The 26,569-nt window shown below is 64.0% G+C and carries 26 protein-coding genes and 2 riboswitches; of the genes, 6 read left to right on the top strand and 20 right to left on the bottom strand.

All coding sequences use genetic code 11. The features are described from left to right. Positions 1-19: 19 nt before the first annotated feature. The 3 genes from EHW12_RS07300 to thiO all read right to left on the bottom strand — a co-directional run bounded on the left by EHW12_RS07300 (position 20) and on the right by thiO (position 2,056). Positions 20-772 carry a thiazole synthase gene (locus tag EHW12_RS07300; RefSeq protein ID WP_007726857.1) on the bottom strand — a complete coding sequence of 251 codons (753 nt, stop codon included), beginning with the start codon at positions 770-772 and terminating at the stop codon, positions 20-22. Continuing rightward, positions 765-980, bottom strand: coding sequence for a sulfur carrier protein ThiS (thiS, locus tag EHW12_RS07295; RefSeq protein WP_003944402.1), 216 nt, complete (start codon positions 978-980; stop codon positions 765-767). Before thiS ends, EHW12_RS07300 begins: the two co-directional genes overlap by 8 nt. Continuing rightward, on the bottom strand, positions 977-2,056 hold the full coding sequence (gene thiO, locus EHW12_RS07290) for a glycine oxidase ThiO (protein ID WP_003944311.1): 1,080 nt from the start codon (positions 2,054-2,056) through the stop codon (positions 977-979). Before thiO ends, thiS begins: the two co-directional genes overlap by 4 nt. Further along, positions 2,056-2,202: riboswitch (TPP riboswitch) on the bottom strand. It overlaps the preceding gene by 1 nt. A 26-nt stretch (positions 2,203-2,228) precedes the next feature. On the opposite strand from thiO, the gene thiE reads away from it, so the two are divergent. Then, entirely contained in the window at positions 2,229-2,924 is a 696-nt protein-coding gene (gene thiE / locus EHW12_RS07285) for a thiamine phosphate synthase (RefSeq protein WP_007726855.1), read from the top strand. Between the two features lie 248 nt (positions 2,925-3,172). Further along, positions 3,173-3,304, top strand: coding sequence for a hypothetical protein (locus tag EHW12_RS35825; protein WP_003944354.1), 132 nt, complete (start codon positions 3,173-3,175; stop codon positions 3,302-3,304). A gap of 92 nt (positions 3,305-3,396) precedes the next feature. On the opposite strand, the gene EHW12_RS07280 is transcribed toward EHW12_RS35825, so the two are convergent. Further along, entirely contained in the window at positions 3,397-4,041 is a 645-nt protein-coding gene (locus EHW12_RS07280; protein ID WP_007726853.1) for an NUDIX hydrolase, read from the bottom strand. A gap of 158 nt (positions 4,042-4,199) precedes the next feature. On the opposite strand from EHW12_RS07280, the gene EHW12_RS07275 reads away from it, so the two are divergent. Genes EHW12_RS07275 through EHW12_RS07265 form a run of 3 tightly spaced genes read left to right on the top strand, consistent with a single transcriptional unit; the run spans position 4,200 to position 8,897 of the window. Continuing rightward, positions 4,200-5,561: a hypothetical protein gene (locus EHW12_RS07275; protein WP_007726852.1), complete on the top strand. Its 1,362-nt coding sequence runs from the start codon at positions 4,200-4,202 to the stop codon at positions 5,559-5,561. A gap of 14 nt (positions 5,562-5,575) precedes the next feature. After that, positions 5,576-6,562 (top strand): glutamate ABC transporter substrate-binding protein, encoded by a 987-nt coding sequence (locus EHW12_RS07270; RefSeq protein WP_003944406.1) that lies wholly within the window; start codon positions 5,576-5,578, stop codon positions 6,560-6,562. Positions 6,563-6,569: 7 nt separating this feature from the next. Continuing rightward, positions 6,570-8,897: a serine/threonine-protein kinase gene (locus EHW12_RS07265; RefSeq protein ID WP_007726850.1), complete on the top strand. Its 2,328-nt coding sequence runs from the start codon at positions 6,570-6,572 to the stop codon at positions 8,895-8,897. 33 nt (positions 8,898-8,930) lie between these two features. On the opposite strand, the gene EHW12_RS07260 is transcribed toward EHW12_RS07265, so the two are convergent. The 6 genes from EHW12_RS07260 to EHW12_RS07235 all read right to left on the bottom strand — a co-directional run bounded on the left by EHW12_RS07260 (position 8,931) and on the right by EHW12_RS07235 (position 15,018). Next, on the bottom strand, positions 8,931-10,130 hold the full coding sequence (locus EHW12_RS07260) for an acetate kinase (RefSeq protein WP_007726849.1): 1,200 nt from the start codon (positions 10,128-10,130) through the stop codon (positions 8,931-8,933). Beyond that, complete coding sequence (pta, locus tag EHW12_RS07255; protein WP_039972712.1) at positions 10,127-12,211, bottom strand: phosphate acetyltransferase; 2,085 nt, start codon at positions 12,209-12,211, stop codon at positions 10,127-10,129. Before pta ends, EHW12_RS07260 begins: the two co-directional genes overlap by 4 nt. Before the next feature lie 146 nt (positions 12,212-12,357). After that, the gene (gene fgd, locus EHW12_RS07250; RefSeq protein WP_003944371.1) at positions 12,358-13,371 is read right to left on the bottom strand and encodes a glucose-6-phosphate dehydrogenase (coenzyme-F420); all 1,014 of its coding nucleotides are present in this window, start codon (positions 13,369-13,371) and stop codon (positions 12,358-12,360) included. Positions 13,372-13,466: 95 nt separating this feature from the next. Then, positions 13,467-13,814 (bottom strand): DUF202 domain-containing protein, encoded by a 348-nt coding sequence (locus EHW12_RS07245; protein WP_003944317.1) that lies wholly within the window; start codon positions 13,812-13,814, stop codon positions 13,467-13,469. Further along, positions 13,811-14,284: an RDD family protein gene (locus EHW12_RS07240; protein ID WP_003944375.1), complete on the bottom strand. Its 474-nt coding sequence runs from the start codon at positions 14,282-14,284 to the stop codon at positions 13,811-13,813. Before EHW12_RS07240 ends, EHW12_RS07245 begins: the two co-directional genes overlap by 4 nt. Further along, positions 14,284-15,018, bottom strand: a complete 735-nt coding sequence (locus EHW12_RS07235; protein WP_003944326.1) for a hypothetical protein — start codon at positions 15,016-15,018, stop codon at positions 14,284-14,286. The genes EHW12_RS07240 and EHW12_RS07235 overlap by 1 nt, the downstream gene beginning before the upstream one ends. 115 nt (positions 15,019-15,133) lie before the next feature. Here EHW12_RS07235 and EHW12_RS07230 point away from each other — a divergent pair, with 115 nt between their 5' ends. Beyond that, positions 15,134-16,075, top strand: coding sequence for an alpha/beta hydrolase family protein (locus EHW12_RS07230; RefSeq protein WP_007726845.1), 942 nt, complete (start codon positions 15,134-15,136; stop codon positions 16,073-16,075). Positions 16,076-16,105: 30 nt separating this feature from the next. Here the strand turns inward: EHW12_RS07230 and EHW12_RS07225 are convergent, their stop codons facing one another. The 10 genes from EHW12_RS07225 to EHW12_RS36035 form a co-directional block, all read right to left on the bottom strand. Continuing rightward, positions 16,106-16,603 (bottom strand): deaminase, encoded by a 498-nt coding sequence (locus tag EHW12_RS07225; protein WP_073513513.1) that lies wholly within the window; start codon positions 16,601-16,603, stop codon positions 16,106-16,108. A 28-nt stretch (positions 16,604-16,631) separates the two neighbouring features. After that, complete coding sequence (locus tag EHW12_RS07220; protein ID WP_007726843.1) at positions 16,632-17,774, bottom strand: LLM class flavin-dependent oxidoreductase; 1,143 nt, start codon at positions 17,772-17,774, stop codon at positions 16,632-16,634. Continuing rightward, complete coding sequence (locus EHW12_RS07215; protein WP_007726842.1) at positions 17,771-18,595, bottom strand: DUF1684 domain-containing protein; 825 nt, start codon at positions 18,593-18,595, stop codon at positions 17,771-17,773. Before EHW12_RS07215 ends, EHW12_RS07220 begins: the two co-directional genes overlap by 4 nt. Further along, positions 18,592-19,962 (bottom strand): NtaA/DmoA family FMN-dependent monooxygenase, encoded by a 1,371-nt coding sequence (locus EHW12_RS07210; RefSeq protein WP_007726841.1) that lies wholly within the window; start codon positions 19,960-19,962, stop codon positions 18,592-18,594. Before EHW12_RS07210 ends, EHW12_RS07215 begins: the two co-directional genes overlap by 4 nt. A 24-nt stretch (positions 19,963-19,986) precedes the next feature. Then, on the bottom strand, positions 19,987-21,105 hold the full coding sequence (locus EHW12_RS07205; RefSeq protein WP_125050453.1) for an LLM class flavin-dependent oxidoreductase: 1,119 nt from the start codon (positions 21,103-21,105) through the stop codon (positions 19,987-19,989). Continuing rightward, positions 21,092-22,714: an ABC transporter ATP-binding protein gene (locus EHW12_RS07200; protein WP_007726839.1), complete on the bottom strand. Its 1,623-nt coding sequence runs from the start codon at positions 22,712-22,714 to the stop codon at positions 21,092-21,094. The genes EHW12_RS07205 and EHW12_RS07200 overlap by 14 nt, the downstream gene beginning before the upstream one ends. Next, positions 22,711-23,601 carry an ABC transporter permease gene (locus EHW12_RS07195; RefSeq protein ID WP_007726838.1) on the bottom strand — a complete coding sequence of 297 codons (891 nt, stop codon included), beginning with the start codon at positions 23,599-23,601 and terminating at the stop codon, positions 22,711-22,713. Before EHW12_RS07195 ends, EHW12_RS07200 begins: the two co-directional genes overlap by 4 nt. Further along, entirely contained in the window at positions 23,594-24,592 is a 999-nt protein-coding gene (locus EHW12_RS07190; RefSeq protein ID WP_003944382.1) for an ABC transporter permease, read from the bottom strand. Before EHW12_RS07190 ends, EHW12_RS07195 begins: the two co-directional genes overlap by 8 nt. 2 nt (positions 24,593-24,594) lie before the next feature. Beyond that, positions 24,595-26,232, bottom strand: a complete 1,638-nt coding sequence (locus EHW12_RS07185; RefSeq protein ID WP_003944291.1) for an ABC transporter substrate-binding protein — start codon at positions 26,230-26,232, stop codon at positions 24,595-24,597. Between the two features lie 137 nt (positions 26,233-26,369). Beyond that, positions 26,370-26,459 carry a putative leader peptide gene (locus tag EHW12_RS36035; RefSeq protein ID WP_310504006.1) on the bottom strand — a complete coding sequence of 30 codons (90 nt, stop codon included), beginning with the start codon at positions 26,457-26,459 and terminating at the stop codon, positions 26,370-26,372. Positions 26,460-26,467: 8 nt separating this feature from the next. Continuing rightward, positions 26,468-26,562, bottom strand: a riboswitch (SAM riboswitch). Positions 26,563-26,569 lie beyond the last annotated feature (7 nt).

Here is a 26,569-nt window from a genome sequence, read left to right as displayed (position 1 = left end):
AACACCCGGAAATGGTCCGTCAGGACGATGCTTGGGCCCAGAACCGCTTGGGAATCCGGCCGGCGTGACGCGCTTCGAAACCTGCTACCACTGCGTGCCGCATCGCCGACGCCATCAACGCGGGATTCTTGGCCCGCGTCACCGCTGTCGCAAGTAGGACGGCGTCGCAGCCCAACTCCATGGCAAGGGTGGCGTCGCTGGCCGTTCCGATTCCGGCGTCGAGGATGACGGGCACGCCGGCGCGCTCGACGATCATCTCGATATTGTGCGGATTCGCGATACCCAGCCCTGTCCCGATGGGTGAACCGAGCGGCATGACTGCCGCGCAGCCGACCTCTTCGAGGCGAAGCGCCAGCACCGGATCGTCCGTCGTGTACGGCAGGACGGTGAATCCGTCGTCCACCAATTGTTCTGCGGCGGAGACGAGTTCGATTGCGTCGGGCAGCAGAGTCCGCTCGTCGGCGATGACTTCGAGTTTGACCCAGTTCGTCTCGAGCGCTTCGCGTGCCAACTGCGCCGTCAGGACCGCTTCGGCGGCGCCCCGACACCCGGCGGTGTTCGGCAACGGTTCGATTCCGAGGCGACGAAGCAGGTCCAGAACGCCGGTGCCGCCGGCCGCGTCGACTCGCCGCATCGCGACGGTGGTCAGTTCGGTACCGGAGGCGACAAGCGCTTCCTCGAGGACCGCAAGGTTGGCGGCGCCGCCTGTCCCCGTGATGAGCCGGGAACCGAAACTGCGGCCCGCGATAGTGAGAAGGTCCTGCTCAGCCACCCTGCACCGCCGTGAGGATCTCGATTTCCCAACCACGTCCGACGGATTCGTCCCAACGCCCGCGAGGAAAGAGCGCACCGTCGACGGCGACGGCGATGCCTTTGCTCGGCAACTCGAGGTGCGTCAGAAGTTCGGTCACCGTGACTGCTCGATCGAACTCGAGATCTTCGCCGTTGACGGTGATCCCGATCGGGACCTGCTCACTCATGAATTTTCCTTAGCTACTGCGAACCGCTCGGGTTCGGTTCCTTTTACCTCGACCAAAGATGTGCCGTTCAGCAACGCGACCGTCGCATCGGCGGTGACGGGCGTCAGCAGGACTCCGTTGCGGCCGTGCCCGGTGGAGACGACAACACGATCGGACACGCGCCCGATCAACGGCAGGTTGTCCGGCGTCATGGGACGCAGACCTGCCGCGCACTCGTACAGTTCGTATTCGCCGATCGCCGGCATCAGTGCCTCGGCGTCGTTGATCAGGTCCCGTACTCCGGCCATCGTGACCTGTGTGTCCTCACCAGACTCGTATTGTGTTGCGCCGACGACGATTCCGTCACCGCGCGGGACGAGGTAGGCGGGCCGCCCGTGGACGCTTCCGCGGATGGTGCGGCTGGGCGCCGGGGTGACTCCAGGCCTACTGCGCAAGCGAAGGATTTCGCCCTTGACCGGGCGTACCGGTAGCCCGGGCCACAGCTTGGGTGACGCGATACCGGCGGTGAGCACTATCTGATCGGTATCGAGTTCGGCGAGGTCGTCGACGGCCCGCGCGATCAATTCGACGCCGGATTCCGCACAGGCCTTCTGCAACGCCGCCAGCAGAAGTCTGTTGTCGACGGCGGACTCACCGACAGCCATCAACCCCGACCGGATGCCCCGGCCCAGCATCGGTTCGAGTTCACGGATGCGCGCGCGACCGAGAACTTCGAGTTCGTGCCCCTGCGAGCTCACCCACTCGGCGATGGTCTGCAGGTCCTGCGCGTCGGCAGCGTCGAGTGCAACCGTCAGCGAGCTGTCCGCGGTGAAGACCGATTGCCCGAATTTTCCGAGCTCCTCGCCGAACGTCGGCCACCGTTCCAGGGACGCTGCACCGATTGTCAACGCGGTTTCTTCACCCGGCCAGCCTTCGGAAAGCGGGGCAAGCATTCCGCCCGCCACCCACGAAGCACCTGATCCAATGGACGGGTCGTACAACCGAACGGCCCACCCGTCGCGGGCTGCTCGCCACGCGATAGCGAGACCGATGACACCGCCGCCGACAACCGACACCGTACGAGCGTGTGTACTCACGAAACTCCACCTCCACTTCCTGCGCCGGCATGATCCGGGTCAGGTCTGACGGTCGGGATCTGGTCGCGATCCCCTCTCAGCCCTACGAACCTCGCAGTCACGACAAAAAGTGACGACGACGTTTCAGGACTCCCGTGTCGAACCTTGCTCCCTAGAGGCTACCGTTTGCTCCGTGCACCCCACACATCCCAGTAACGACATCGACCGGCGCGAGCGCCTGGCAGCAGCACGGCTGTACCTGTGCACCGACGCGCGCCGCGAGAAAGGCGACCTCGCGCAGTTCGCCGAGGCAGCATTGTCCGGCGGAGTCGACATCATCCAATTGCGTGACAAAGGCTCTGCCGGTGAGCGCGAGTTCGGCCCGCTCGAGGCCAAGGACGAACTGGTGGCGCTGGGCATTCTCGCGGCCGCAGCGCGACGCCACGGCGCATTGTTGGCCGTCAACGATCGCGCGGATCTCGCGATGGCTTCCGGCGCCGACATCCTCCACCTCGGCCAGAACGACATTCCCGTCCCCTACGCGCGAACCGTTGTCGGTGAAGACGTCGTCATCGGCCGTTCGACGAGCAGTCGCGCGCAGGCGAGTCTGGCCGCCATCGAGGAGGGCGTCGACTACTTCTGTACCGGGCCGGTCTGGGCGACACCGACCAAACCGAATCGAAGTGCGTCCGGTTTGGAACTGGTTCGATCGACCGCCGACGCCGCACCGCCGCGGCCCTGGTTTGCGATCGGCGGCATCGACGAGGAACGTCTGCCAGAGCTGCTCGATGCCGGCGCCACGCGCATCGTCGTCGTGCGTGCAATCACGCAAGCATCGGATCCCCAGGCGGCCGCGCAACGCCTCGCCGCAGCCGTCGCTGGGCGCTGAAAGCCGGTAACTGGCGTTCGTCAAGTGTTTGCCGGGCGATTTCCGCACAGTTACGGGTCAGCACGCCTGACTCGAATTGTGAACGGAAGTTGTCCGATCAGACAACAAACTCCCAGTTCCTAGGTGCGATTGGATGTCCGAAAAGTCGGATTAAGTGATCTTGCTCACAGTTGCTTCGATTGCGTGTCACATCCCATTCGGTTTGTTGTAGTTTACCTCCAGTTACTAACTGAACCTAGGAGCACTAAATGGGATCCCTCGACACCGGCTCGCTCAGCACCGAATCGCTCGAAGACCTGAACCTCGGCAAGATCAGCGAGCTGCTCAAGCTCGGTATCACCGCGGTCAGCTTCATCACGGCGCTGAACTCGCTCAGCTGAGCCTCGTTTCGGTCGACGACCGAAACACCGAAGGGCCGGACTCCCGCGGAGTCCGGCCCTTCTGCTGTGTATGAACTGTGAAGACTCGACTGCTACGACTGGGTACTGCTCGCCTCGGACAGGTTCTGGTCGCTGCCTGCCTGGTCACCGCGTGCCTGGTCGCTGCCTGCCTGGTCGCTGCCTGCCTGGTCACTGCCGTGGTGGGAACTACCCGACAACCATCCGAATCCGCCGTCCTCGAGCACGACGGTGTGCGGATCGCCGTCCACGGCCACAACAGGCTCGGTCCGGAGGTCGGGCCATGAGGAACCGAAGCCCGGATGCAGCGGCAGTGAGTCGACGTCGGCTTCGCGTACCCACCGCAACTCGGTGCTCTCACCATTGGCAACCGTCGACAGTGGATGCGCCGCGTCAGCCACGACGGTGGTGTAAGTCCACCCGCTCTCGGCGCGCATCGTCACTACTTCCCCGCGGACACGGACGGCGTCCTCGGCGATACCTGCTTCTTCGTGTGCCTCCCGGACGGCAGCGTGCGTCGTGCTCTCGTGTGAGTCCCGCGCACCGCCGGGCAGTGCCCACGTTCCGCCCTGATGGCTCCACGCCGCACGATGCTGCAGCAAGACCATGGGTGATCCGTCCGAATCGGGGGCACGCAGAAGCAGTCCTGCAGCTCCGTGTTTACCCCAATGCCGAGTACCGTCCGATCCGATGGACCAACCGTCACCGTCACCACGCATCGACTACCTCGCTCCGCCCGCTCTCGCCGTTGTCCCACACTAACCGTTTCAATCTGCTCCAGGTGTAGGTGATGCTTATATGCTCGCGAAGATGCCCTGAATCATTTCTCGGCGGCATCATTTCTCGGTAGCCCGCCTACAGCGAAGTGAGGTGCTCGATGGTCGACCGTGTCGTCCCGTCCATCGAACCCCGGTCGCTGCCGCACTCCGAGGCCACATCAGTGTCGGCGGAGGACGAGCAGGCACTTCTGCGGCGCGAACTGCAGGCCTTCATGTCCTCGACGCCTGGCCGGTTGACCGTCGTCGGACTGATCCTGATCGCGATCACTTTGATCTCCGGACTCCTCGCCACCGCAGCGATCGAGAACCGCCAGGCGAACCTCGACCTCCTCCTCGTCGAAACCGAGCCTCTCGCCAACTCGGCCCAGAATCTCTACAGTGCGTTGTCCTTGGCAGACGCCGCCGCGGCCACCGCCTTCATCTCCGGCGGCCTCGAACCCGCCGAAGTCCGCGACCGATACACGCAGTCGATCGGTGAGGCCTCTGCGGAGATCGTCCAGGCGTCGGCCGGTCTCGACTCGACCGATCTTGCCGGTCACAGCGCGTTGACCACAATCTCGACCGACCTCTCCGTCTACACCGGGCTGGTCGAAACTGCACGGGCGAACAATCGCGTCGGAAACCCGGTCGGGGCAGCATATTTGAGCGAGGCCTCGCAGTTGATGCAGACCTCGCTGCTGCCGATGGCCCAGCAACTGCACGCCTCGCAGGAGACGCTGGTCTCCCAAGTACAGCGCGATTTCGAGACTCCACCGTGGTGGCCGATCGTGGCGTTCGTCTTCGTGCTGTGCGCGCTGGTGGCGACACAGATGTACTTCTCCCGCAAGAGTCGCCGACGCTTCAATCTCGGGTTGATCCTTGCCTCGCTCGCGGTCGCTGCAGCTCTGCTGTGGCTGCTCACGGTCGGACTGGTCTCCGCACTGGCCACCGGGCGCGCGCTCGACGCCGGGGCCGAGCCACTGCACGAACTGACCGAGGCACGAATCATGGCGCAGCAAGCACGCACCGTGGAAACCCTCACGCTGGCGAGGCGGGATTCGACCGCCGAGGACAACGTGACGTTCACCCGCAAGGTCGATGCTCTGCGGGACATCCTCGAGGGCCTGCAAAGCGACGAACGCGCCCGAGTGAACAGCGAAGTGCTGACCGCCGCACTCGACTCGCGCCAGCAGTGGGTGGCTGCGCACACGCGCATGTACGACCGTCTCGGAAACGGCGACTTCACGTCCGCCGCAGCCATCACCATCGGCGCCGGAGAACAGGATTCGGCCGCGGAGTACGGAAAGCTCGATCACGAACTCTGGCAGGGAATCGTGGATTCGCGCACGAATCTTCGGTCCGACGTCTCGTACGCCTCCCGGGTGTTGGCTGCCTCTGCACCGGGCATGTCTGTATTGGCAGTTCTCGGAGTTGCCGGAATCTTCATCGGATTCTGGCCTCGACTGCGGGAGTATCAGTGACGGGAGTACCGGTGATGCGGAGGAAGAGCCCGGCCGTATGTGTCGCGGTTCTGGCAGCGGCCATGCTGGTGCTCGCCGGTTGCGGTGCGGATCGAGCCGAAGACTTGGACAACGCAGGCGCCACGTCGTACACGGAACCGCCGCTGCCGGCCGAGGCCACCATCGCTCCCAGCCCGACACCGACGACTACCGCGTCGTGCACCAACCTCACCGCGAGCCTGCGGCCCACCCCCGCAGACGCATCTCCGCAGCCACCCACGCCGAGCCTCGACGCCATCCGCGCCCGCGGGCGGCTGATCGTGGGCCTGGACACCGGTTCCAACCTCATGAGCTTTCGCGATCCGGCCACCGGGCGCCTCGAGGGTTTCGACGTGGACATCGCCCGCGAAATCGCCCGAGATCTGCTCGGTGACCCGGAGAAGATCGAGTACCGAATCCTGACGTCGGACGATCGGATCGCCGCACTCCAGGAATCGATGGTCGACGTGGTCGTCAAGACCATGACCATCACGTGCGAGCGGCGCGAGAAGGTCGACTTCTCGACGCAGTACTTCTCCGCTGAACAACGAATTCAGGTCTTGCAGGGGTCATCCGTCCGCGGCATCGACGACCTCGCAGGCAAGCGGGTCTGCGCTGCCCGGGGAACGACCTCGGCGACTCGAATCCAGCAACTCCAACCCGAAGCGACCGTCGTCACCGTCCCGATGTGGTCCGACTGCCTCGTCGTCCTCCAGCAGGGGCAGGTGGACGCGATCAGCACCGACGACACGATCCTCGCGGGCCTCGCCTCGCAAGACCCGTATCTGATGATGGTCGGTGGCTCACTGGGCGTCGAACCGTACGGAATCGGAGTGAACAAGGACAACCCCGACTTGGTCCGATTCGTCAACGGAACACTGGATCGGATCCGGAGCGACGGGACCTGGAACCGTATCTACGACCGCTGGCTCAGCGTCCTCGGTCCTTCGCCCGGTCCCCCGCCGGCCGTCTACCGGGATTGAGGCTGACATGACCGAAGAAACCGGCCCCGAGCCCGACGCCACGCAGGCTTCCCTGCGTCCCGAACCCGAAGCCACCGGCGCCTACGAGCGGCCCGAGCCCGAAGCCACGGGCGCCTACGAGCGTCTCGAACCGACCTCGGCCCAGATACGAGGAACCACGCCGTCCGCATCCTCCTCCCCGACCGGCCGCTCCACTCGATCCCGCCGCAGCCGGTCGGGACGAAAGCTGCGCCTCGGCGGCGGCCTGGTCGAGGTTCCCCCCGTCCCTCAGATCGACCCCGCATCTGCGGTGATGAGTGACCCGACCGTCCCCGAGCGGAAACGGTTCTGTTGGAAATGCAACGAACCAGTCGGTCGTAAGAGCGCAAGCACCAAGGCAACTCAGCACGGCACCTGCCCCAAGTGCGGTTCCACTTTCGACTTCCGTCCACTCCTCGAAGAGGGCGAATTGGTGTCCGGTCAGTACGAGGTTCAAGGGCCCATCGCGCACGGCGGCCTGGGATGGATCTACCTCGCGATCGATCGCAATGTCAGCGACAGGTGGGTAGTTCTCAAGGGGCTCTTGCATTTCGGTGATTCCGAAGCGCAAGCCGTTGCGGTGGCCGAGCGTCAGTTCCTCGCCGAGGTCGCCAACCCCAGCATCGTCAAGATCTTCAACTTCGTCGAGCATCCGCGCCCGGATGGCACACCCATGGGGTACATCGTCATGGAGTACGTGGGTGGGCGATCATTGCGCGAGGTGCTGGCCGAATTCCCGGACGGCAAGCACATGCCGATCGAGCAGGCAATCGGCTACGTACTGGAAATCCTTCCGGCGCTGAGCTATCTGCATTCCACCGGCCTGGCCTACAACGACCTCAAACCCGAGAACGTAATGGTCACCGAGGATCAGTTGAAGCTGATCGATCTCGGCGCCGTGTCCGGAATCGAAGACTACGGATACCTGTACGGTACCGCCGGCTATCAAGCACCCGAGATCATCGAGACCGGTCCGACCATCGCCTCCGACATCTTCACCGTCGGAAGAACACTCGCGGTTCTCACCCTCGACATGCCCTCGAAGCACGGACGGTACCTCGACGGCCTTCCCGAACCCGAGGACGAGCCACTACTGCGCGACCACGAGTTCTTTCACCGTCTACTGTTACGCGCCACCGACCCGGATCCGAAGAAGCGATTCCAGTCCGCCGAGGAAATCGCGGGACAACTCACCGGCGTTCTGCGAGAAATCCTCGCCGAGCAGACCGGGCAGGAGAATCCCGGACTCTCGCTCGTGTTCAGCAGGCAGCGAACGTCTTTCGGCACCGATGAATTGGTCGGGCAAACCGATGTGTACGTGGACGGTGTCAGCCACGACGCCGCTCTCGATCCGCGCGAAGTTGCGCACGCACTTCCCATTCCGTTGGTCGACCCCACCGATCCCAGCGCGCCGTTGCTGGCAGCGGCGGTGCACAGCGAACCGTCTCAGACTCTCGATGCTCTCAAGCATGCCCGCGAGAACGGAATCGACCGAACGTCAGGCACACCGGCGGCCGCCGTCTCGGGCGAAGTTCGACTGGCCGAGGCCAAAGCTCATCTCGATCTCGGTGATCCGGAAACCGCACTGACAGTTCTGGGCGAACTCCAGCAGAACATCGGGGACCACTGGAAGATCGAGTGGTATCGAGGACTTGCGGCGTTACAACTGGACCGATTCGAGCCCGCTTTCAGTCACTTCGAGACAGTTCTCACCGCACTGCCCGGCGAGGCTGCACCAAAGCTGGCGTTGGCAGCGACGGCAGAACTGATCCTCCAGCACTGGGAGAGCGACGACCCGGACCAATGGTGCCGCTTCTCCGAGAAGTACTACCGCACCGTCTGGCGGACCGAACGGAACTACGTCAGCGCAGCATTCGGGCTCGCCCGACAACTCGCCGATCACGGCAACAAGAAGGCAGCCATCGCCGCCCTCGACGAAGTACCCACGTCTTCCCGGCACTACAACGTCGCACGGATGTCCAGCGCTCTGACGATGCTGTCCGGCGTTCCGATCGCCGAACTCGACGAATCGACTCTGCGGGAAGCCGCCCGTCGTGTTCGGGCGCTGCCTGCTGAAGAGAGCCGAAGCCTGCAGATGCGAACCCTGGTGTTGGGCACGGCACTCGATTGGATTCGCTACGGCAATCGCTCGCACACCGAACTCGAACCCATCCTCGACCTGCCCTTCACCGAGCAAGGTCTGCGCACCGGAGCCGAAGCCTGCCTTCGCGCCCTCGCTCGCGCCACGACCTCCCGCACGCACCGCTACGCCCTCGTGGACCGGGCGAATGCGGTGCGTCCGCGCAGCAATTTCTGACGGACGCCCCGAGGTTTACAGTGCTGCAGAAACCTACAGTGCGGCCACCAAAGCCTTCGCCGCGCGGGCGATCGCCAACTCCTCGTTGGTGGGGACCACCAGCACCTCGACGGCCGACGAGGATGCGGAGATACGACGCTCGTCGCGACTCTTCGCCTCGTTGAGAGCCGGATCGACCTCGATACCGAGACGGGAAAGCCCGGCCAGGCTGTCGCGTCGTACGTCGATGTTGTTCTCGCCAACACCGCCGGTGAAGGTGATGACGTCGACGCCACCGAGTTGAACGATGAAGGCGCCGATGTACTTACGGAGCATGTGTACGTAAACGTCGTACGCAAGTTGTGCGTCTTGGTCGCCGCCCTCGATCAGTGCGAGCAGGGCACGGAAATCGTTGACTCCCGACAGTCCCTTCAAACCGGAGCGCCGGTTGAGGAGGTCGTCGATCTCGTCGACCTTCATTCCCGAGTTGCGATTGAGGTGCAAGATGATGCCTGGGTCGATGTCGCCGCTGCGGGTGCCCATGACAAGACCCTCGAGCGGGGTGAGGCCCATCGTGGTGTCGATGGCCTTGCCGCCCTTGATTGCCGAGGCCGAAGCGCCGTTTCCGAGGTGCAGGACTATCTGATTCAGCTCGGCGGGATCCTTGCCGAGGAACTCCGCGACCCGTCCAGACACGTATTCGTGTGAGGTCCCGTGGAAGCCGTACCGGCGAATCTGGTTGGCCTTGGCCACATCCCGATCGATCGCATAGGTGGACGCCGCCGCGGGCAGTGTGTGAAAGAAGGCAGTGTCGAACACTGCGACGTGCGGAACGTCGGGCAGTTCCTCGCGCGCCACCTCGATACCGATCACGTTGGCCGGATTGTGCAGCGGCGCAAGGTTCGACAAATCCGCGATGGCTTTCACGACGCCGTCGTCGATGAGAGTCGGCGAATAGAAGATGTCACCACCGTGCACGACTCGGTGACCGACTGCGATGATTCCGGCCTCACTCAGCGGCCGCCCGACCTCGGCGACGATGTCGAGCACCATCTTCAGACCTGCGCGGTGATCGGCGATCGGAAGGCTCCGGTCTTCGACTCCGGTGCGGTGGTTGTAGACGATGTGGCCGTCGGGCTCACCGATGCGCTCGATGAGACCGTGTGCCACCGATTCCGCCGTATCCGGATGCACGAGTTGAAATTTGATGGATGACGAGCCGGAATTGATGACCAGTACGGTGCCGTCGCTCACGCTTGCGCTCCCTGTGCCTGTATTGCCGTGATAGCCACGGTGTTGACGATGTCCTGGACCAACGCTCCACGCGAGAGGTCGTTGACCGGCTTGTTCAGTCCCTGCAGAACCGGCCCGACGGCGATAGCACCGGCGCTACGCTGCACTGCCTTGTACGTGTTGTTGCCGGTGTTCAGGTCCGGGAACACGAACACCGTTGCTTTGCCCGCCACCAGCGAATCCGGCATCTTCTTGTCGGCGACACTCTGCTCGACGGCGGCGTCGTACTGAATGGGCCCTTCCACCAACAGATCCGGTCGACGCTCGCGCACCAAAGCGGTCGCGGTGCGAACCTTGTCGACGTCGGCTCCGCTGCCCGAATCCCCGGTGGAGTACGAGAGCATCGCGATGCGCGGATCGATCCCGAACTGCGACGCCGTCTGTGCGGACGAGATCGCGATGTCCGCCAACTGCTCCGACGTCGGGTCCGGAACCACGGCGCAGTCACCGTAGGAGAGAACGCGGTCGGCCAGGCACATCAGGAAGATGCTCGAGACCGTCGAGACACCGGGGGCGGTCTTGATGATCTCGAACGAGGGTCGAATCGTGTGAGCGGTGGTGTGTGCAGCGCCGGACACCATGCCGTCGGCAATTCCCAAGTGCACCATCATCGTTCCGAAGTACGAGATGTCGGCGATCACCTCGCGGGCCCGCTCGATGGTCATGCCCTTGTGCGCACGCAGCGCGGTGTATTCCTGTGCGAAGCGCTCGGTGTACTCGGACTGCGCGGGTGCGAGTACCTGCGCGCCACTGATGTCGACGCCGAGTTCCGCGGCGCGTCGACGCACACTGGGTTCGTCACCGAGGATCGTCAGGTCGGCAACCTGGCGCTGCAGCAACCGGCCGGCCGCGCGGAGGATCCGGTCGTCGTCACCCTCAGGCAGGACGATGTGCTTGCGATCGCGTCGAGCGCGGTCGATCAGCTTGTACTCGAACATCTGTGGGGTCACGACGGACGGGATCGGCAGTGCCAGTCGGTCCATCAGGATGTCGGCGTCGACGCGCTGTTCCATCAAGCTCAACGCGGTGTCGACCTTGCGCTGCGAACCGACTGCCACGCGTCCGCGGGTTTGGGCTGCGGCGCTTGCGGTGTCGAAGGTACCGAGGGTTGTCGTCAGGATCGGAAGACGCTGTTTGAGGCCGGCCATCAACGCTGCGATGGCTGGGTGCGGTGTGATTCCGCCGTTCATGATGATGCCCGCGAGCGACGGAAATCCTTCCGCCTCATGTGCATTGAGCAATGCGAGCAGTACGTCCGAGCGATCGCCCGGTGCGATGACGACCATGCCCTCGACCAGACGCTCGAGGATGTGCTCCGCGGTCATGCCGCCCACCATCACCTTGAGCGCTTCGCGGTGCAGCAGTTCCGGGTCACCCGAATACAACTCGCCGCCGGTGGCCTCCATCAACTCGGCCATCGTGGGCGAGACGAGCAACGGAATCTCCGGCAGGCTCCACGTCGGAACTCCGATGTCGGACAGCGCTGCGGTGACCTCGTCGAGCTTGTCGGGATCGCAACGATTGGCGACGACCGCGAGCAGATGAGCGTGGTTGGCGGCCAACTCGGCGGCGCATAGATGCGCGAGCTGGGCGACCTCCTCGACACTGCGCCGAGCGCCTCGAACCGCCAGCAGAACCGGCGCGCCGAGGTTCACGGCGATGCGGGCGTTGAAGCTCAGCTCGCTCGGGCTTGCTACGTCGGTGTAGTCACTTCCGATGATGACGACGGCGTCGCACTGCTCGGCCACGGTGTGGTACTTCGCGACGATGTCGGCCAGCGCGGCTTCAGGATCGGCGTGAACCTGCTCGTAGGTGACGCCGAGTGCGTCGGCGTAGGAGAGATCGGCGGTGGTGTGCTCGAGCAGCAGTTCGAGGATGTAGTCGGTTTCCTCGGTAGAGCGGGCGATCGGGCGGAAGACACCGACCCGGGCGACGGTCGCGCACAGCATCTGCAGCACGCCAAGCGCGATGGTGGATTTTCCGGTGTCACCTTCAGGAGAGGCAACGTAGACACTCGACACGGCAGCGGGCGCTTCTGGCATGCCCAACAGCCTAGTGTGGGCCGCCGCCCACCTTGCCACTGATCGTGGTCACGCTCACGCTCGTGCCGACAACCGGCGGCTACGAGAAAGACGAACGGTGCCTGCCACACGTCGAGTGGCAGACACCGTTCAGTTGATCTCGAGGATCAGCCCAGAGCACGCAAGCGAGGCGCGAGGTCACGCTCGAACAGTTCGAGGAACCGGCGCTGATCATGGCCCGGTGCGTGGAACACCAGGTGATTGAGACCGGCATCGACGTAGGCCTTGACCTGCTCGACGGCGTCGTCCGGATCGGAAGCGACGATCCAACGCTTGGCCACCTGCTCGATGGGCAGAGCGTCGGCAGCGGCTTCCATTTCGATCGGATCCTCGATGCTGTGCTTCTGCTCCGGCGTCAGGGACAGCGGAGCCCAGAAGCGGGTGTTCTCGAGTGCAGCCTCCGGATCGGTGTCGTAGCTGATCTTGATCTCGATCATCTTGTCGATGTCGGCGACGTCGCGCTCGGCCTTGGCTGCGCCCTCGGCAACGGCTGGAAGCAGCTTCTCGGTGTAGAGCTCCATGCCCTTTCCGGAGGTGCAGATGAAGCCGTCACCGGCACGTCCCGCGTATCGGGCGACAACGGGTCCGCCGGCCGCGATGTACACGGGAATGCCGCCCTCGGGAACGTCGTAGATCGACGCGCCACGAGTGGTGAAGTACTCGCCTTCGAAGTCGACACGATCCCCCAGCCACAGCTCACGCATCAACCGCACGGACTCACGCAGCCGCGCGAAGCGTTCCTTGAACTCGGGCCACTCGCCCTGGAAGCCGGTGGCGATCTCGTTGAGAGCCTCACCGCTGCCGACGCCGAGCATGATGCGTCCCGGGTAGAGACATCCCATCGTCGCGAACGCCTGAGCGATGACTGCCGGGTTGTAGCGGAACGTCGGCGTCATCACGGACGTGCCGATCTGCACGCGCTCGGTGCGCTCACCGACGGCGGTCATCCAGGCGAGCGAGAACGGTGCGTGGCCACCGTTGTGGCGCCACGGCTGGAAATGATCGCTCACCGCAACGGAATCCATGCCGTGCTGCTCTGCCAGAACTGCCAGCTCTACCAGTTCGCGAGGGCCGAATTGCTCAGCCGATGCCTTGTATCCGAGCTTGAGTTCCTGCGCCACCGTGCACTCCCTTGTCGTCTGTTTCGTTTACTTCTCTGACATGCTTCACGTTCTTTGCAGACTATCCAGACACCGCTGGGACTTCTCTGCGTATCTCAGCGAGCGAGGCTGGTGACCACCGTTGCCACGCCGGCTGCGACGGCAACCCCGGCCAGTGCCAGTGCAAACAGCCACAATGCGTGCGGTTCCGGCATCGCCGCTCCGTCCTCGAGCGCCTTCTTCACCTGTAGCCAGCGTCGCATACCTACCAGTGCGGCTGCCGCCGCGAGTGCGATCAGGGTCAGACCGAGAGTCGTGCGAACCCACCCGGTACTCCATTCCGGTACCAATTGGACGACGGCGATGCCTCCGGCCAGCAGGGCGAGTGAGCTACGCATCCAGGCGAGGAAGGTGCGCTCGCTGGCAAGGGTGAAGCGCTCGTCCGGGCGGTTCGGTTCACTCATGCGTGCTCACCTCCGTGCGGTGCCACCAGATCCGGGTCCTGACGCCAGTCGTAGACGACCTCGGTGCGCAGAACGATGTCCTGCAACGAACGTCGTCGTCGATCGACCGCCGACCACAGCAATCCGAAGGCGAAGAGCACGCAGAGCACCGCACGGATGAAGGCCAACGGCCAGCGCACGAGGCGATGCCCGGACGTGATCACCCGCAGCCCCATCACGAGGGACCCGACGGTCCGACCGGTGGTCGCCCAGCAGGCGGTCAGATACGCCACCGAGACACCGAGAAATGCCGTCGTGGACAGGAAGATTCCCGGTTCCGAGAAAGTGAAACTCTGTGGCGAGAAGAGCAGTCGGACGAAGGCGAAGCCCACGTACACGGAACCCATCAGGAGCAGGACGACGCCCAGGTCGATCAGTCCGGCGAGTCCACGGGTGACGATGCCGGCTGGGCCGGAACTCTCCTGGGCCACTAGCGTTCGCCTGCGTTCGTCTTCGGATCGGTCTCTGTCGACGGTTTTTCTGGTGACGGTTTATCTGATGACGGTGCGTTGTCGCGGCCGAAGAGTCGCCCGACGAAGCCGGCGACAGCGTCGTCCGCCTGCATGCCCTGCACTCGAGCTCCGTGCACGGCTTCCGTGGAGAGTGAACCGGTCGATTCACGAATCATCTGGGGCAGGTCGACGCCCTCGATGACCTGGTCGGCGATCTTGACGAGGTCGATGCGGTTGACCTGGCGTTCGAGGTCGACCGTGTCGACTATCCCGTCGAGATCGAGGCGATCGATCACCGCTTTGACGTCGAGGCGGCTTGCGATCTCGTCCACGTCGACCCGGTCGATGATCGGTTCGAGCGAGACCCGTTCGGCAATCTTGTCCACGTCGATGTTCTCGGCGATCTTGTCGATGTCCACGTGGTCGACGACGATCTTGGTGATGTCGACTTCGGACAGAGCAGCGTCGACGACAGCTTTGATCACCGTCCGCAAGGTCGAGTCGGCGAACTCCACGGTCGAGTGCATCGCTTCCGTGCCGCGAGTGGTGACCTGGGTGATCGCGCCGTCGAGTGCGTCACCGACGACAGGGATCCGCTGCACGGAATCAAGTGCGAGACCAGCGGTTCTGCGCGCCGCACCAGCCGTGATCGCGGCCAGCCCGAAGGCCAGCCGAATCACGTCGGATTCGGGGTGGTGCGACTGCGATCCCACGCAATTGTCTCCATCTTCTTATACGACTGTTACCCGGACATTCGTCACTCCTCTTCGCATTGTGCCACTGTTGGAAGGCACAAATACGCTGTCCGGCTTGCGCCTGGGGGGAAATATGAAGACACGTCGTTTCACGGTTCGGCTGACGATGGCGGTGGCCATGGCCGCCGGCTTTCTCGGCCTCAGCACGCCGACCGCGAGTGCGGATTCCGTGGTCAGTCGCATCGACGTCTACTCCCCCTCGATGGACCGCTGGATCGCCAACGACGTGATTTCGCCGGCCGGAGGAGGCCCGGCCCCGACCTTCTATCTGTTGACCGGTGTCGGCGGCGGCGAGGACGGGATCTCGTGGTTCAACAACACCGGAGTTCGTGACTTCTTCGACGACAAACACGTCAATGTGGTCATGCCGGTCGGCGGCAAGTTCAGCATGTACACCGACTGGAACGCCGACGATCCGGTGCTGGGCCGTAACAAGTGGCAGACGTATCTCACCAAGGAACTACCGGCGGCGGTCAACGCTCGGTACAACACGACCGGTGTCAACGCACTCGGTGGTGTGTCGATGGCAGGCGGACCGGTTCTGGACCTCGCGATCCAGTCGCCGGGCACCTACCGCGCAGTCGGCTCGTACAGCGGCTGTCCGCGCGCCGGCGACCCGCTCGGCCAGGCAGCGGTGCGCTCGATGGTCGAGATACTCGGCGGCGGCAACGCGGCCAACATGTGGGGGCCGTGGGGTAGCCCGCAGTGGGCGGCGCACGACCCGTTGATCAACGCCGAGAGACTGCGTGGCACAGCGCTGTTCATCTCGACCGGCAACGGCCTCCCCGGCCCGGTGGACGGAATCAACTCGCTGGCGATGGCCGCCGGCGTCGTTCCCGGCGCGGTCCTCGAAGGCATCACCAACATGTGCACCGCTGCCCTGCAGGGGCGATTCGGTCAGCTCGGCATTCCCGCGACGTTCAGCTTCCGACCCGAAGGCACCCACACCTGGGGGCTCTTCGAAGCCGACATGCGCGCGTCGTGGCCGATGATCGCGGGCGCTATCGGGGCGTGAGCCTCACGGCCCTCCTTACAAGCCATGGCGTCAGGTGAGACTGCGCGCCCAGTCCCGCATCCCGGCGGGGCCAGTGCCGGTGGCGTATTCAGCGAACAGATTTCGCGCTTCGTCACGGCGGATGCCGCCGAGGACTTCACGCGGCTTACGGAAAAACGGAAGTTCCACAGGCGGCGCCCACAGCTGCACGAGTTCCGCCGCACCGTCGTTCGGGGATTCGAGAGCGAACCACACCCGGGTCACACCGAGCGTGATCGCGGCACCCATACACATGAGACATGGTTCGAGATTGACCGCCAATGTCAATTCACCGGACGCTCGAGTGAATCCGAGAGCCTCGTCGGCCTGCAAGAGCGCTTGAAGGTCCGCATGGACTACCCGTCGACCGAGTGCCCGTTCTTGCGTATACGCCCGCCCGAGCACACGGTCGTCGTCGAACACGACTGCGCCGATCGGCATCTCCCCGAGCTCCATGCCCTCACGCGCTACGTCAAGAGCAACCGCAAGGGCATCTCGAGGTGAAAACATCACTCGACACTAATGGACCAAGGCAAACTCACGCTGCCAGTAGTGCGGGCAGTCCCCATTCCTTGGCAAGCAGCTCGTACGAGCGCAGACGATCCTCGTGCCGATGGGTCACCCCGGTGATCACCAATTCGTCCGCTCCGGTGAGCTTCTGCAAACTGTCGAGCCTGTCGGCGACGGTAGACGGTGAACCGACGAACTGCGTGATCAGCCGATCCTCCACCACTGCTTCGTCGGCGTCGGAAAGTGGGAGCGCTGTCGCGGGATCGGGGTACGGGATGGCGCCGTGCCCGCTGCGAATGCTGTGCGTCCAGTGCGCGAAGGTCGACGCCAACTCCCTCGCCGTCGCATCGTCTTCCGCAGCAACAACATCCGCGGAGACGACGACATACGGCTCCGACAGAACTGCCGACGGTCGGAATGCTGCACGGTATGCCTCGACGGCATCGAGCGTACTCGAGGGCGCCACATGGTAATTCGCACCGAACGGCAATCCGAGTCGTCCGGCGAGCTCGGCACTGGGGCCCGCACTGCTTCCGAACACCCACAGTTCGACGTCGGCATTCTCGCCGGGACTGGCGTGCAATTCGATGCCGTCGCGGGTTCTGTAGGTACCGTTCAGGAGCGAGCGTATGTCGTCGACCTGCTGCTCGAAATCGGGCGCCTGCGCGCCCGGAAACGCCAATGCCTCGAACGACGCCTGCAACCGCGGTGACGTGAGAAGACCGGTTGGATCGAAGGGTGCCGGGATCACGACGCCGTCGCGTACGACGTTCTCTCGCTTCGATTCTGCCGGCGCAGGCGTTCCGGCAGCGACGGCGCGAAGTGCCTCCACCCGACGCTGTCCGCTGCGCCCGATGCCGAGATCGATACGACCCGGATACAACGCTTCGACGGTACCGAAGGCCTCGACCACCTGAGCCGCCGTGTTGTTGCCCAGCAGCACGGCGGCCGAGCCGACGCGAATGGTGTTGGTGGCGGCCGCGATCAGCCCGACAAGCACTGCTGGCGACGAAGAGGCAACACCGACGAAGTGGTGTTCGGCGACCCAGTAACGCTTGTATCCCCACGCTTCGGCAGAACGAGCGAGGTCCAGCGAGTTCCGCAAAGCCTGGCGGGCCGTTCCGCCCTCACTGATCGGCGAGAGGTCGAGTACGGACAGCGGCGCGCTCACCTCGGTCCGCTTTCGGAGCGGGTGTCCGGTGTCTTCTCGCCGGCTTCCACCGCGAACGCCAGGCGGTTCTCGGCGGGGGCCACCGGGCACGTCGCGTAATCGGTGAACGCGCAGGGCAGGTTCGACGCCCGATTGAAATCGAGGACTACCGCGCCACCGGGTTCAGGTGCGCTCACGTGCAGCGAGCGTGCGGCCGGGTAGGTGGACACACCACTGGTCGCGTCGGTGAACAGGATGTGAAAGCCGTTGTCCTTGCCCGCGAACGCAATCAGCGTATGCGTTGCACCGTCGTGTTCGAAGCTGATGGTTCCTCGGGCGTCGTGATGATGCTCGAGGCGCTCGACGACCGCGCCCGTCGTCACCGTGCGAGCCTCCTCGAAAGCTGTGAAGACACCCTCGATGCGCCACTGCGGGTCAGGCTCGAAGGTCGGGATACCACTGAACTGCGCCAATGCCGGGGCCGACGAATCGTGGATCCGCAGAGCCACCTCGCCGGTGCGGCGGATGACCTCGACCAACCGCGCGCCCTGCTTGACGATCAGTCCCGGCGCCCCCTCGATCGGATTCAGAGTGGCCGAACCGTCCACTGCGACGCCGTCGATCGACAAGTCGTCTGCGGGCGTCGCGGTGACGACAACGGCATTCGCGTCGGCGCGCCATGCACCGGGCAGGTCCGCGAAGGTGGAATCGGTGTCCACCAGCCAATGCAACGCAGTCAGGCTCAGCCAGCCGAGGGGTTCGCCGAAGGTGGCGTCGCGCGAGGCGTGCCAGGCATTCCAATCGCCGGTGAAGGTACTGGTGGAAGTGTCGGTAACGGTCATGATGCGCGGACTCCTTCAGCCTGCTCGTGCGGGTGGCGCAGCCCGAGATGGCTGCGCAGGGTGGTTCCTGAGTACTCGGTCCGGAAACTGCCGCGGTCCTGAAGTTCCGGTACGACGGTGTCGATGAACTCGTCGAGGCCCGCGGGGGTGATGTGGGGAACGAGGATGAATCCGTCGCTCGCGTCGCCCTGGACGTAGGTGTCGATCTCGGCAGCCACCTCCGCTGCACTACCCACGAACTGTTGGCGGGCAGTCACTTCGATGATGAGTTCACGGATGCTGAGGTTTTCGGCCTCGGCCTTGGCACGCCACTGATCTGCGACCGCTCGCGGATCCTTGACGTGGCGGACGCGTCCGCGGGTGATGTTGACGTCGTCCGACGGATCTTCCTTCGGCAACGGGCCGTCGGCGTCGTACTGGGAAAGATCTCTGCCCCACACCTGTTCGAGAAAAGCGATGGCAGTCTGGGGCCCGACCTGCTGCCGCCGGATGTGATACGCCTTCTCCTGTGCGTCCGCGGCGTTGTCACCGAGGACGAAGGTGGCGGCGGGGAGAATCTTGAGGTCTGCGTGCGTGCGTCCGTACTTGGCCAAGCGTCCCTTCACGTCGGCGTAGAACGCCTTGCCTGCTTCGAGCGTTCCGTGCCCGGTGAAGATGGCATCGGCCTTGGCCGCGCCGAACTCGCGTCCTTCGTCGGAGTCACCGGCCTGCAACAGAACTGGGTGCCCCTGCGGACTCCGTGGAACTTCGAAGCGTCCGGCGATGTCGAACTGCTTACCGGAGTGCTGGAACTGGCCGACCTGCTGGTCGGTGGCGAAAACACCGCGCTCACGGTCGACGATCGGACGATCGATGCTCCAGCTGTCCCACAGCGTCCGTACTGCGTCGACCAACTCGTTGGCGCGTGCATACCGCTCGGAATGCTCCAGATAGCCACCGCGGCGGAAGTTCTCGCCGGTGAAGGCGTCCGAGGAGGTGACCAGGTTCCAGGCGGCGCGGCCGTCGGAGAGATGATCGAGCGTCGAGAACTGCTTGGCCAACTCGTACGGTTCGTTGAACGTGGTGTTGATCGTCCCGGCCAGGCCGAGATGCGTTGTCACACCGGCAACCGCATTGAGAATGCTGAAGGTGTCCGGGCGACCGACTACGTCGAGGTCGTGAATTTTGCCCTGATGTTCGCGTAGGCGCAAACCCTCTGCGAGGAAGAAGAAGTCGAACAATCCGCGTTCGGCACTGCGGGCGAGATGCTCGAACGAGCTGAACTCGATCTGGCTCTTGGACGCCGGATCGGTCCACACCGTGGTGTTGTTCACGCCGGGGAAGTGAGCGCCCAGATGAACTTGCTTGCGAATCCTGTTCTGTGTCATCGGTGTTCCTGTTCTCTGCTCGCGCTACGCGAACTGATTGACGGGCAACTCGAAACCCAACCGCTCGCGCAGCGTCGGGCCGGTAGTCGGTCGCGGATTGAGATTCGGCACCACGTCCGCCGCGATCTTCTCCACTGCGGCAGCCAAAGCCAAGGGACGCAGGACAACACCGTTGACCCCGGCCAGCCCACCGATCTCGCGAAGGAGGACAGTCAGGCCGGCACTGTCACCGCGATAGAACAGCGAGTGCGGGGCGTACGGCGCTCCCGCCCATTCCTCGAGTTCGGCCAGAGCGTCGTCGGCGGCTCCGCGATCAGCGCCGAGAAGCACGTCGACGTCGAGGAGAACCCTGACGCTGCGCCCGAGGGCAGCGGCATTCGCGTGGACCAGCTTGGCCGTGGCGTTGGCCACGCCGAGGTCGGTTGCCGAGATCCGAATCAGATCTCCGCGCGCAACAGCGAGCTCGCGTGCCTCCGGCCTGCTCGCGTCGACGGCGATCAGCGGCTGCCCCTGCGGGGAGCGCGGCGTGATGGACGGCCCTTTGACGGAAAAGTTCTTTCCCTCGAAGTCGATGTAGTGCAGCTTGTCTCGATCGATGAATCGTCCGCTCGCAGCGTCCCGTATCTCGGCGTCGTCCTCCCAGCTGTCCCACAGCCGACTGACCACCTCGACAGCCTCGGACGCTTCCTCCCACGCGGACTCGGGGCCCTGCACTGCCTTTCGGCCGAACAACGACGCCTGCTCAGCGGTGTCGGACACCGCGACCTGCCAGCCGGCCCGCCCCGCTGAGGAGTAGTCGATACTCGCGACAGCCTTGGAGATGTGGAACGGCTCGGTGTGCGTGACTGTCGCGGTGGGGATCAGGCCGATACGCGAGGTCAAAGCACTCAGCCGCGCCGCAGTTGCAACCGCCTCCAATCTGCCCCGCACTGCGTGCTGGCCCTCGGATTGCAGTCCGAACGAGTCGGGGAGGAACGCCAGATCCACCCCACCCCGATCCGCGGCGGTCACCAGGTCCACCCAGTACGAGGGCGTGAACAGATCTTCGGCGCGCGAATCCTCGCGTCGCCAGGAGTACGGATGAGCTCCGGTTCCCTCGAATTCGAGGCCGACCAGGAATGCTCCGGAACTACGCTCGGACATGTTCGGCCTTTCGTGTCGAATGATCCCGCCCGGGGATCGCGTCGAGAAGTGTGCGTGTGTACTCGTTTCGGGGATTGTCGAAAATCTCGGTGGTAGTGCCGATTTCGAGCAATCGCCCGGCCTGCATGACGCCGACGACGTCGCTGATCTGGCGAACAACCGCAAGATCGTGGGAGATGAAGAGATAGGTCAGGCCCAGTTCGCGCTGCAACTCGTCGAGTAGCGCCAGAATCTGCGCTTGCACCGAGACGTCGAGAGCGGACACAGGTTCGTCGAGAACGAGCAGGTCCGGCTTCAACGCGAGCGCACGAGCGATCGCCACCCGTTGACGCTGGCCGCCCGAGAGTTCGGCCGGTTTGCGGCTCAGAAACTGCTCGGGAAGTGCAACCTGATCGAGCAACTCTGCTGCACGAGTCTGCTGCTGGCTGCGTCCACCAACCTTGAAGGCCCGCAGCGGCTCCGCAACGATGTCCTGGACCGACAATTTCGGGTCTAGTGATGCATAGGGGTTCTGGTACACGAGCTGGATCTTTCGGCGCAGCTCGCGCAGATCGCTGCCCTTGACCTTCGTGATGTCGTGTCCGTCGAAGGAGATGGTGCCGGCATCCGCCTGCTCCAACCGCACGGCGATGCGCGCCGTGGTCGACTTGCCGGAGCCCGACTCCCCCACCAGCGACACCGTCTGACCCCTCGGAACAGTCAGCGACACTTCGTTCACCGCGGTGATCGAACTCCCGCGTCCGACGTTGAAGTGCTTGGTGATTCCCGTCAGGGTCAGCAGCGGGCTGGTGTCCTGGCGGACCGGGCGAACGACTGGTCCCGAGGACAGGCTCGGCGCAGAGCTCAGAAGTTTCTTCGTGTACTCGTCTCGCGGGTTGTCCAGAATATCTGCGGTGCGGCCGGATTCGACGATCCTGCCGCCCTGCATCACCAGGATCCGGTCCGCGCGGTCTGCGGCCACACCCAGGTCGTGCGTGATCAGGAGCACGGCGGCACCGGATTCGGCAATCCGCTCGTCGAGATGGTCGAGAATGCGCCGTTGAACCGTGACATCCAGAGCACTGGTCGGCTCGTCGGCGATTACGAGGGCCGGGTTCGCGACAAGCGCGATACCGATCAGAACGCGTTGCCGCATACCGCCGGAGAGCTCGTGCGGGTACTGGCGTGCTCGGATTTCCGGCCGGTCGATACCCGCGCGCTCGAGCACCTCGACGGCGTCCAACCGGGCTTTGCGACGGTCTGCGAGGCCGTGGATCCGGAGGACTTCTGCAACCTGGTCGCCGATCCTCGTCACCGGGTTGAGCGAGGTCGTCGGATCCTGCGGCACCAAACCGATACGCGCGCCGCGGATTCGCTGCCACGCACGGTCGGAATACGAGTCGATCTGTTCACCCTCGAACTCGACGGTCCCGCCGGTGACGTGGCCACTGCCGGCGAGCAGACCCAATATCGCGTGGGCCGTGGTCGACTTACCGGAACCCGATTCCCCGACCACCGCAACTACTTCGCCCCGACCGACGGTGAAGCTCACGCCGGATACCGCGGGCTCGGCGCCGTAGGCGATCTGTAAGTCGGTGACGGAAAGCAACTGTTCCTCGGTCGTGCTCATCGCCGGTTATTCCTTTCGATCTCGTGGCCGATACGGTGTGCCGAGATGACCACGGCGACAATCGCGAGACCGGGAAGTGTGGTCATCCACCAGGCATTGGCGAGGAAATTACGTCCCTCGGATACCAGCGATCCCCATTCCGGGGTAGGCGGAACGGCGCCGAATCCCAAGAAGCTCAGAGCCGACACCGCCAGTACTGCCTGCCCGAACTCGACAGCGGACAGCGCGACCACCGGCGCGTAGGAGTTGGGAAGCACGTGCCGACGCAGGACACCGAGCCACTGCACACCCGAACTGAACGCGGCCTCGACGTACTGAGCTCCGCGCACCCGCATCACTTCGGCACGCATCACTCGCGCGAAATTGGCGACCATACTGACGCCGACAGCAATGGCGACGTTGATGGTGCCGAAGCCGAGTGCGGTCACCAGTGCCAACGAGAGCAGCAGCGCCGGAATGGACAGCAGCACGTCGACGATGCGCATCAGCACGGCGTCGACGACGCCACCGACAAAGCCCGCGAGCAAACCGATTATCGATCCCGCCACCAATGCGATTCCGACCGCCACCAAGGTTGCGGTCAGGGACAGCGCGGCGCCGTGCACGAACCGTGTGTACAGGTCACGACCGAGATTGTCGGTTCCGAACCAGTGAGCCAGGCTCGGGCCCTGCAGTTTGTCCGCCGGGACACCGGACAACGGATCGCCGCTGGCAAAGAATCCGGGTGCGACGGCAAAGCCGATGGCAAGCAACACGATCAACACCGGAATCACCAAGCCGGGCTTTCGGATCCAGCCGATGGCCGTGGACTTTCGGCGCGAAACAACAGGTGCCTTCGCCTCGACGCTCGGATCGAGGAGTAGGGGTTCGATCAATGTGTCAGACATGAGCCGGCTCCAGATCGGTCGAGCTTTCGGTATTCGACTTTTCGGTGTGACTCTTCTTCGTCTGGATGATCCGTGGATCTATCAAGGGGTAGAAGAGGTCGACCGCGAGGTTGACGAGCACGAACACGAGAGAGGCGAACACAACGACTCCCTGCACCACCGGGATGTCCTGCGCCATCACCGACGTCTGTGTCAGACGGCCGACGCCCGCGCGGGAGAACACCGTTTCCACAACCACCGAGCCCGCCAGCAGCGTGCCGACCAGCACACCGGCAATGGTGAATGCCGGAATGCTCGCCAGTCGCAACGCGTGACGGGTCTGCACGCGCCAACGGCTTGCGCCCTTGGCGTACGCAGTCTCCACGTGCGGCGAACGTAGCGTCGACTGCAGGCTGGTCGTGAGCACCTGCGCGATCACCGCGCCGGTCGGGATCGCCAAGGTGATCGCCGGAAGAATCACCGTTGCGAATCCCTTGTCTCCGAATGCCGGGAAGATGTGCAGACGGAACGAGAAGAGTTGCAGAAGAATCAGGCCCACCCAGAAAGTGGGCACTGCCACACCCAGCGGCGGCAGCGAGAACAACAGATTCGCGAGCCACCGCTTGCGGGTGTAGGTAGCGAAGAACGCGATCGCCACTCCGAACAACACGGCCAGAACCAAAGCGGTGGTTGCCAAGACCAGAGTGCTCGGCAGCGCCGAGAAGATGGCATCCGTCACCGACTGACCGGTGGAGATGGACGTTCCGAAATCGCCGCGAAGAGCATTCGTCAGCGATGTCCAGTACTGCACCCACACCGACTGGTCCAAGCCGTACCGTGCCCGAAGCTGATCGAGCGCAGCCTGATCCACTGCAACACCCTGACCGGACGAGTCGGCAGCCATGCTGACGGGATCACTCGGCAGGAGGAACAGAATCACGAACGAGATGGTGAAGGCGGCCCACAGAACCACTGCGGCCTGGCCCAGTCGGGTGAGTACGTATCGAGTCATGATTACTTACCCGACAACCATGCGTCGTAGAACTGCAGGCGCGAGGAGGCTTCGAAGTTCAGGTCCTGCACACTCGATCCGGCGCCGATGGCCTGCGAGAGCTCGATGGTGGGGATGGAGAGTCCACGGTCGAGGATCAATTCCTGTGCGGTGGATACCAGTTCGCCGCGTTGGCCGTTGTCCGTGGCTGCAAGCTGGTCTGTGAGTACCTTGTCGAGCTCCGGATCCGCGCCGCGACGGTTCAGGTTGCGGCCTTCGGTGCTGAACGATGCCCGCAAGATGTCGGCGTCCGCGCGAGTGCTGTTGTAATACAGCGAATCGTAATCACCCGATACTCCCTTCTCGGTCCATTCACCGTTCGAGACCAAGTTGAGCTGCAGGTCGACGCCGACCTTCTTGAGCTGCTGCTGCACGAGCTCGAGGATGGCCTGGTTACCCGAGAACACCGGACTGAAGGTGACGCTGAAAGTGAGCTTCTGCCCGTCCTTCTCGCGGATACCGTCGCTGCCGGTCTTCCAACCAGCCGCGTCGAGGAGTTTCGCCGACTTGTCGGCGTCGTACGTCACGACACTGGATTCGTCGCTGTAGAGCGGAGTGGTGTGAGCCAGCGGGCTCGTGGCCGGGAAGAACGACGGATCCAGAACGGTGTCGACGAGTTCTTGGCGGTTGATCGCGGGAATGATGGCCTGACGAACAGCCTGATCAGCGAGAACGCCGCGACTGACGTTGGGCTGGAAGAAGAAGCTCACACCCGGGTTCGGCCTTGTGAGGATTCGTCCACCCGCGCCCTCGATTTGCGGCGCATCCTGCGGAAGCGCATCGCTGACCGCATCGAGCTGGCCGGAGGCCACGCTGCCCGCCCGCACACCGGATTCGGGAACCACCGTGAAGTCGACGCCATCGAGGTACGCCTCGCCCTGATGCGCGACCGCATCCGAGGCCCAGTTGTATCCCGCACGCTTGGCGATCTTGACGCTCTTGTCCTGCTGCCAGTCGGTGTACACGAACGGTCCGGAGGCGATCACCGCTGCACCGGGGCAGCGCTGCTCGGATGCCAGCGCGGTGGTGGAATCGGCGAGGATTCCGAGCTGTGGCGTCGAAGTTGCTTGCAGGAACTGAACATTGGGTCCGGAGAAATTGATCTTCGCCGTGTGAGCATCTACGACGTCGGTACCGGTGTACGAGGACAGGTAACTCTTCGCCAACGACGCGTTCGGTCCCAGGTTCTTGACCGAGTCGAAGGTCTTCTTCACCGAATCCGCCGTCACCGGTGTGCCGTCACTGAAGGTGGCGTCGTCGCGAAGGACGAACGTGAAGCTCGCGGCGTCGGGGCTGATCTCCCAGCTCTTGGCGAGCCACGGGGTGATCTCTCCGGTGTCGGGATTTTGATCGGTAAGCGAATCCACCACTGTCCGAGTGACATACACGGTCTGGTTACTGCCGGCCTGGGCCGGATCGGCGCACGTCGGCGCCTGTGACAGACCGTAGCGAAGGGTTCCGCCGGACTGGGCGGGGCCTGCGTCGGCAGCACTGTCACTCCCGCTGCTGCAGCCGGCGAGGACGGTGCCGAGAACCGAGACAGCACCGATACCGGCGATTACGGTCGCGCGTTTGCGGGCACCGAATGAGGGCGAAGACACCAAGAACTCCTAAAGAGGCATGCCGAAGAGCGCACCCGTCGCCTGAGACGAGAAAGGCGATCGAGCACGAATCACTTGTGAGAGAAGAGAAAACAGACTTGTCGACGACTCGCCTGAGTGTGAATGACTGACCGAGGTCAGTTGGTACAGAAAGATCCCGCGGTGCGGCACAGGTCTACGTGACGACGCGACCAGGCGGTATCGAAACCGCCTTCGACTGCCTTCATTTCGTGTTCCTCCATCGGTCCTGGCGGTAGCACCCGCACCCGATCACTCGGGGGGTTGCTGCGACTTCAATGAGCCAGGTCTCTCGGTCGCTCTGGATGGTCGTTCGCAA

The sequence above is a fragment of the Rhodococcus sp. NJ-530 genome (assembly GCF_003860625.1).
Lineage (GTDB): Bacteria > Actinomycetota > Actinomycetes > Mycobacteriales > Mycobacteriaceae > Rhodococcus_F > Rhodococcus_F qingshengii.
This window is presented reverse-complemented; position numbering and strand designations above follow the sequence as displayed.

Coding starts and splice junctions, on each gene's coding strand:
- EHW12_RS07275 (WP_007726852.1), top strand. CDS start 4,200: ATGGTCGACCGTGTCGTCCCGTCCATCGAACCCCGGTCGCTGCCGCAC.
- EHW12_RS07265 (WP_007726850.1), top strand. CDS start 6,570: ATGACCGAAGAAACCGGCCCCGAGCCCGACGCCACGCAGGCTTCCCTG.
- EHW12_RS07195 (WP_007726838.1), bottom strand. CDS start 23,601: ATGTCTGACACATTGATCGAACCCCTACTCCTCGATCCGAGCGTCGAG.
- EHW12_RS07205 (WP_125050453.1), bottom strand. CDS start 21,105: ATGTCCGAGCGTAGTTCCGGAGCATTCCTGGTCGGCCTCGAATTCGAG.
- EHW12_RS07215 (WP_007726842.1), bottom strand. CDS start 18,595: ATGACCGTTACCGACACTTCCACCAGTACCTTCACCGGCGATTGGAAT.
- EHW12_RS07245 (WP_003944317.1), bottom strand. CDS start 13,814: ATGAGTGAACCGAACCGCCCGGACGAGCGCTTCACCCTTGCCAGCGAG.
- EHW12_RS07210 (WP_007726841.1), bottom strand. CDS start 19,962: ATGACACAGAACAGGATTCGCAAGCAAGTTCATCTGGGCGCTCACTTC.
- thiS (WP_003944402.1), bottom strand. CDS start 980: ATGAGTGAGCAGGTCCCGATCGGGATCACCGTCAACGGCGAAGATCTC.
- EHW12_RS07270 (WP_003944406.1), top strand. CDS start 5,576: ATGCGGAGGAAGAGCCCGGCCGTATGTGTCGCGGTTCTGGCAGCGGCC.
- EHW12_RS07280 (WP_007726853.1), bottom strand. CDS start 4,041: ATGCGTGGTGACGGTGACGGTTGGTCCATCGGATCGGACGGTACTCGG.
- EHW12_RS35825 (WP_003944354.1), top strand. CDS start 3,173: ATGGGATCCCTCGACACCGGCTCGCTCAGCACCGAATCGCTCGAAGAC.
- EHW12_RS07190 (WP_003944382.1), bottom strand. CDS start 24,592: ATGACTCGATACGTACTCACCCGACTGGGCCAGGCCGCAGTGGTTCTG.
- EHW12_RS07230 (WP_007726845.1), top strand. CDS start 15,134: ATGAAGACACGTCGTTTCACGGTTCGGCTGACGATGGCGGTGGCCATG.
- EHW12_RS07200 (WP_007726839.1), bottom strand. CDS start 22,714: ATGAGCACGACCGAGGAACAGTTGCTTTCCGTCACCGACTTACAGATC.
- EHW12_RS07225 (WP_073513513.1), bottom strand. CDS start 16,603: ATGTTTTCACCTCGAGATGCCCTTGCGGTTGCTCTTGACGTAGCGCGT.
- EHW12_RS36035 (WP_310504006.1), bottom strand. CDS start 26,459: ATGAAGGCAGTCGAAGGCGGTTTCGATACCGCCTGGTCGCGTCGTCAC.
- pta (WP_039972712.1), bottom strand. CDS start 12,211: ATGCCAGAAGCGCCCGCTGCCGTGTCGAGTGTCTACGTTGCCTCTCCT.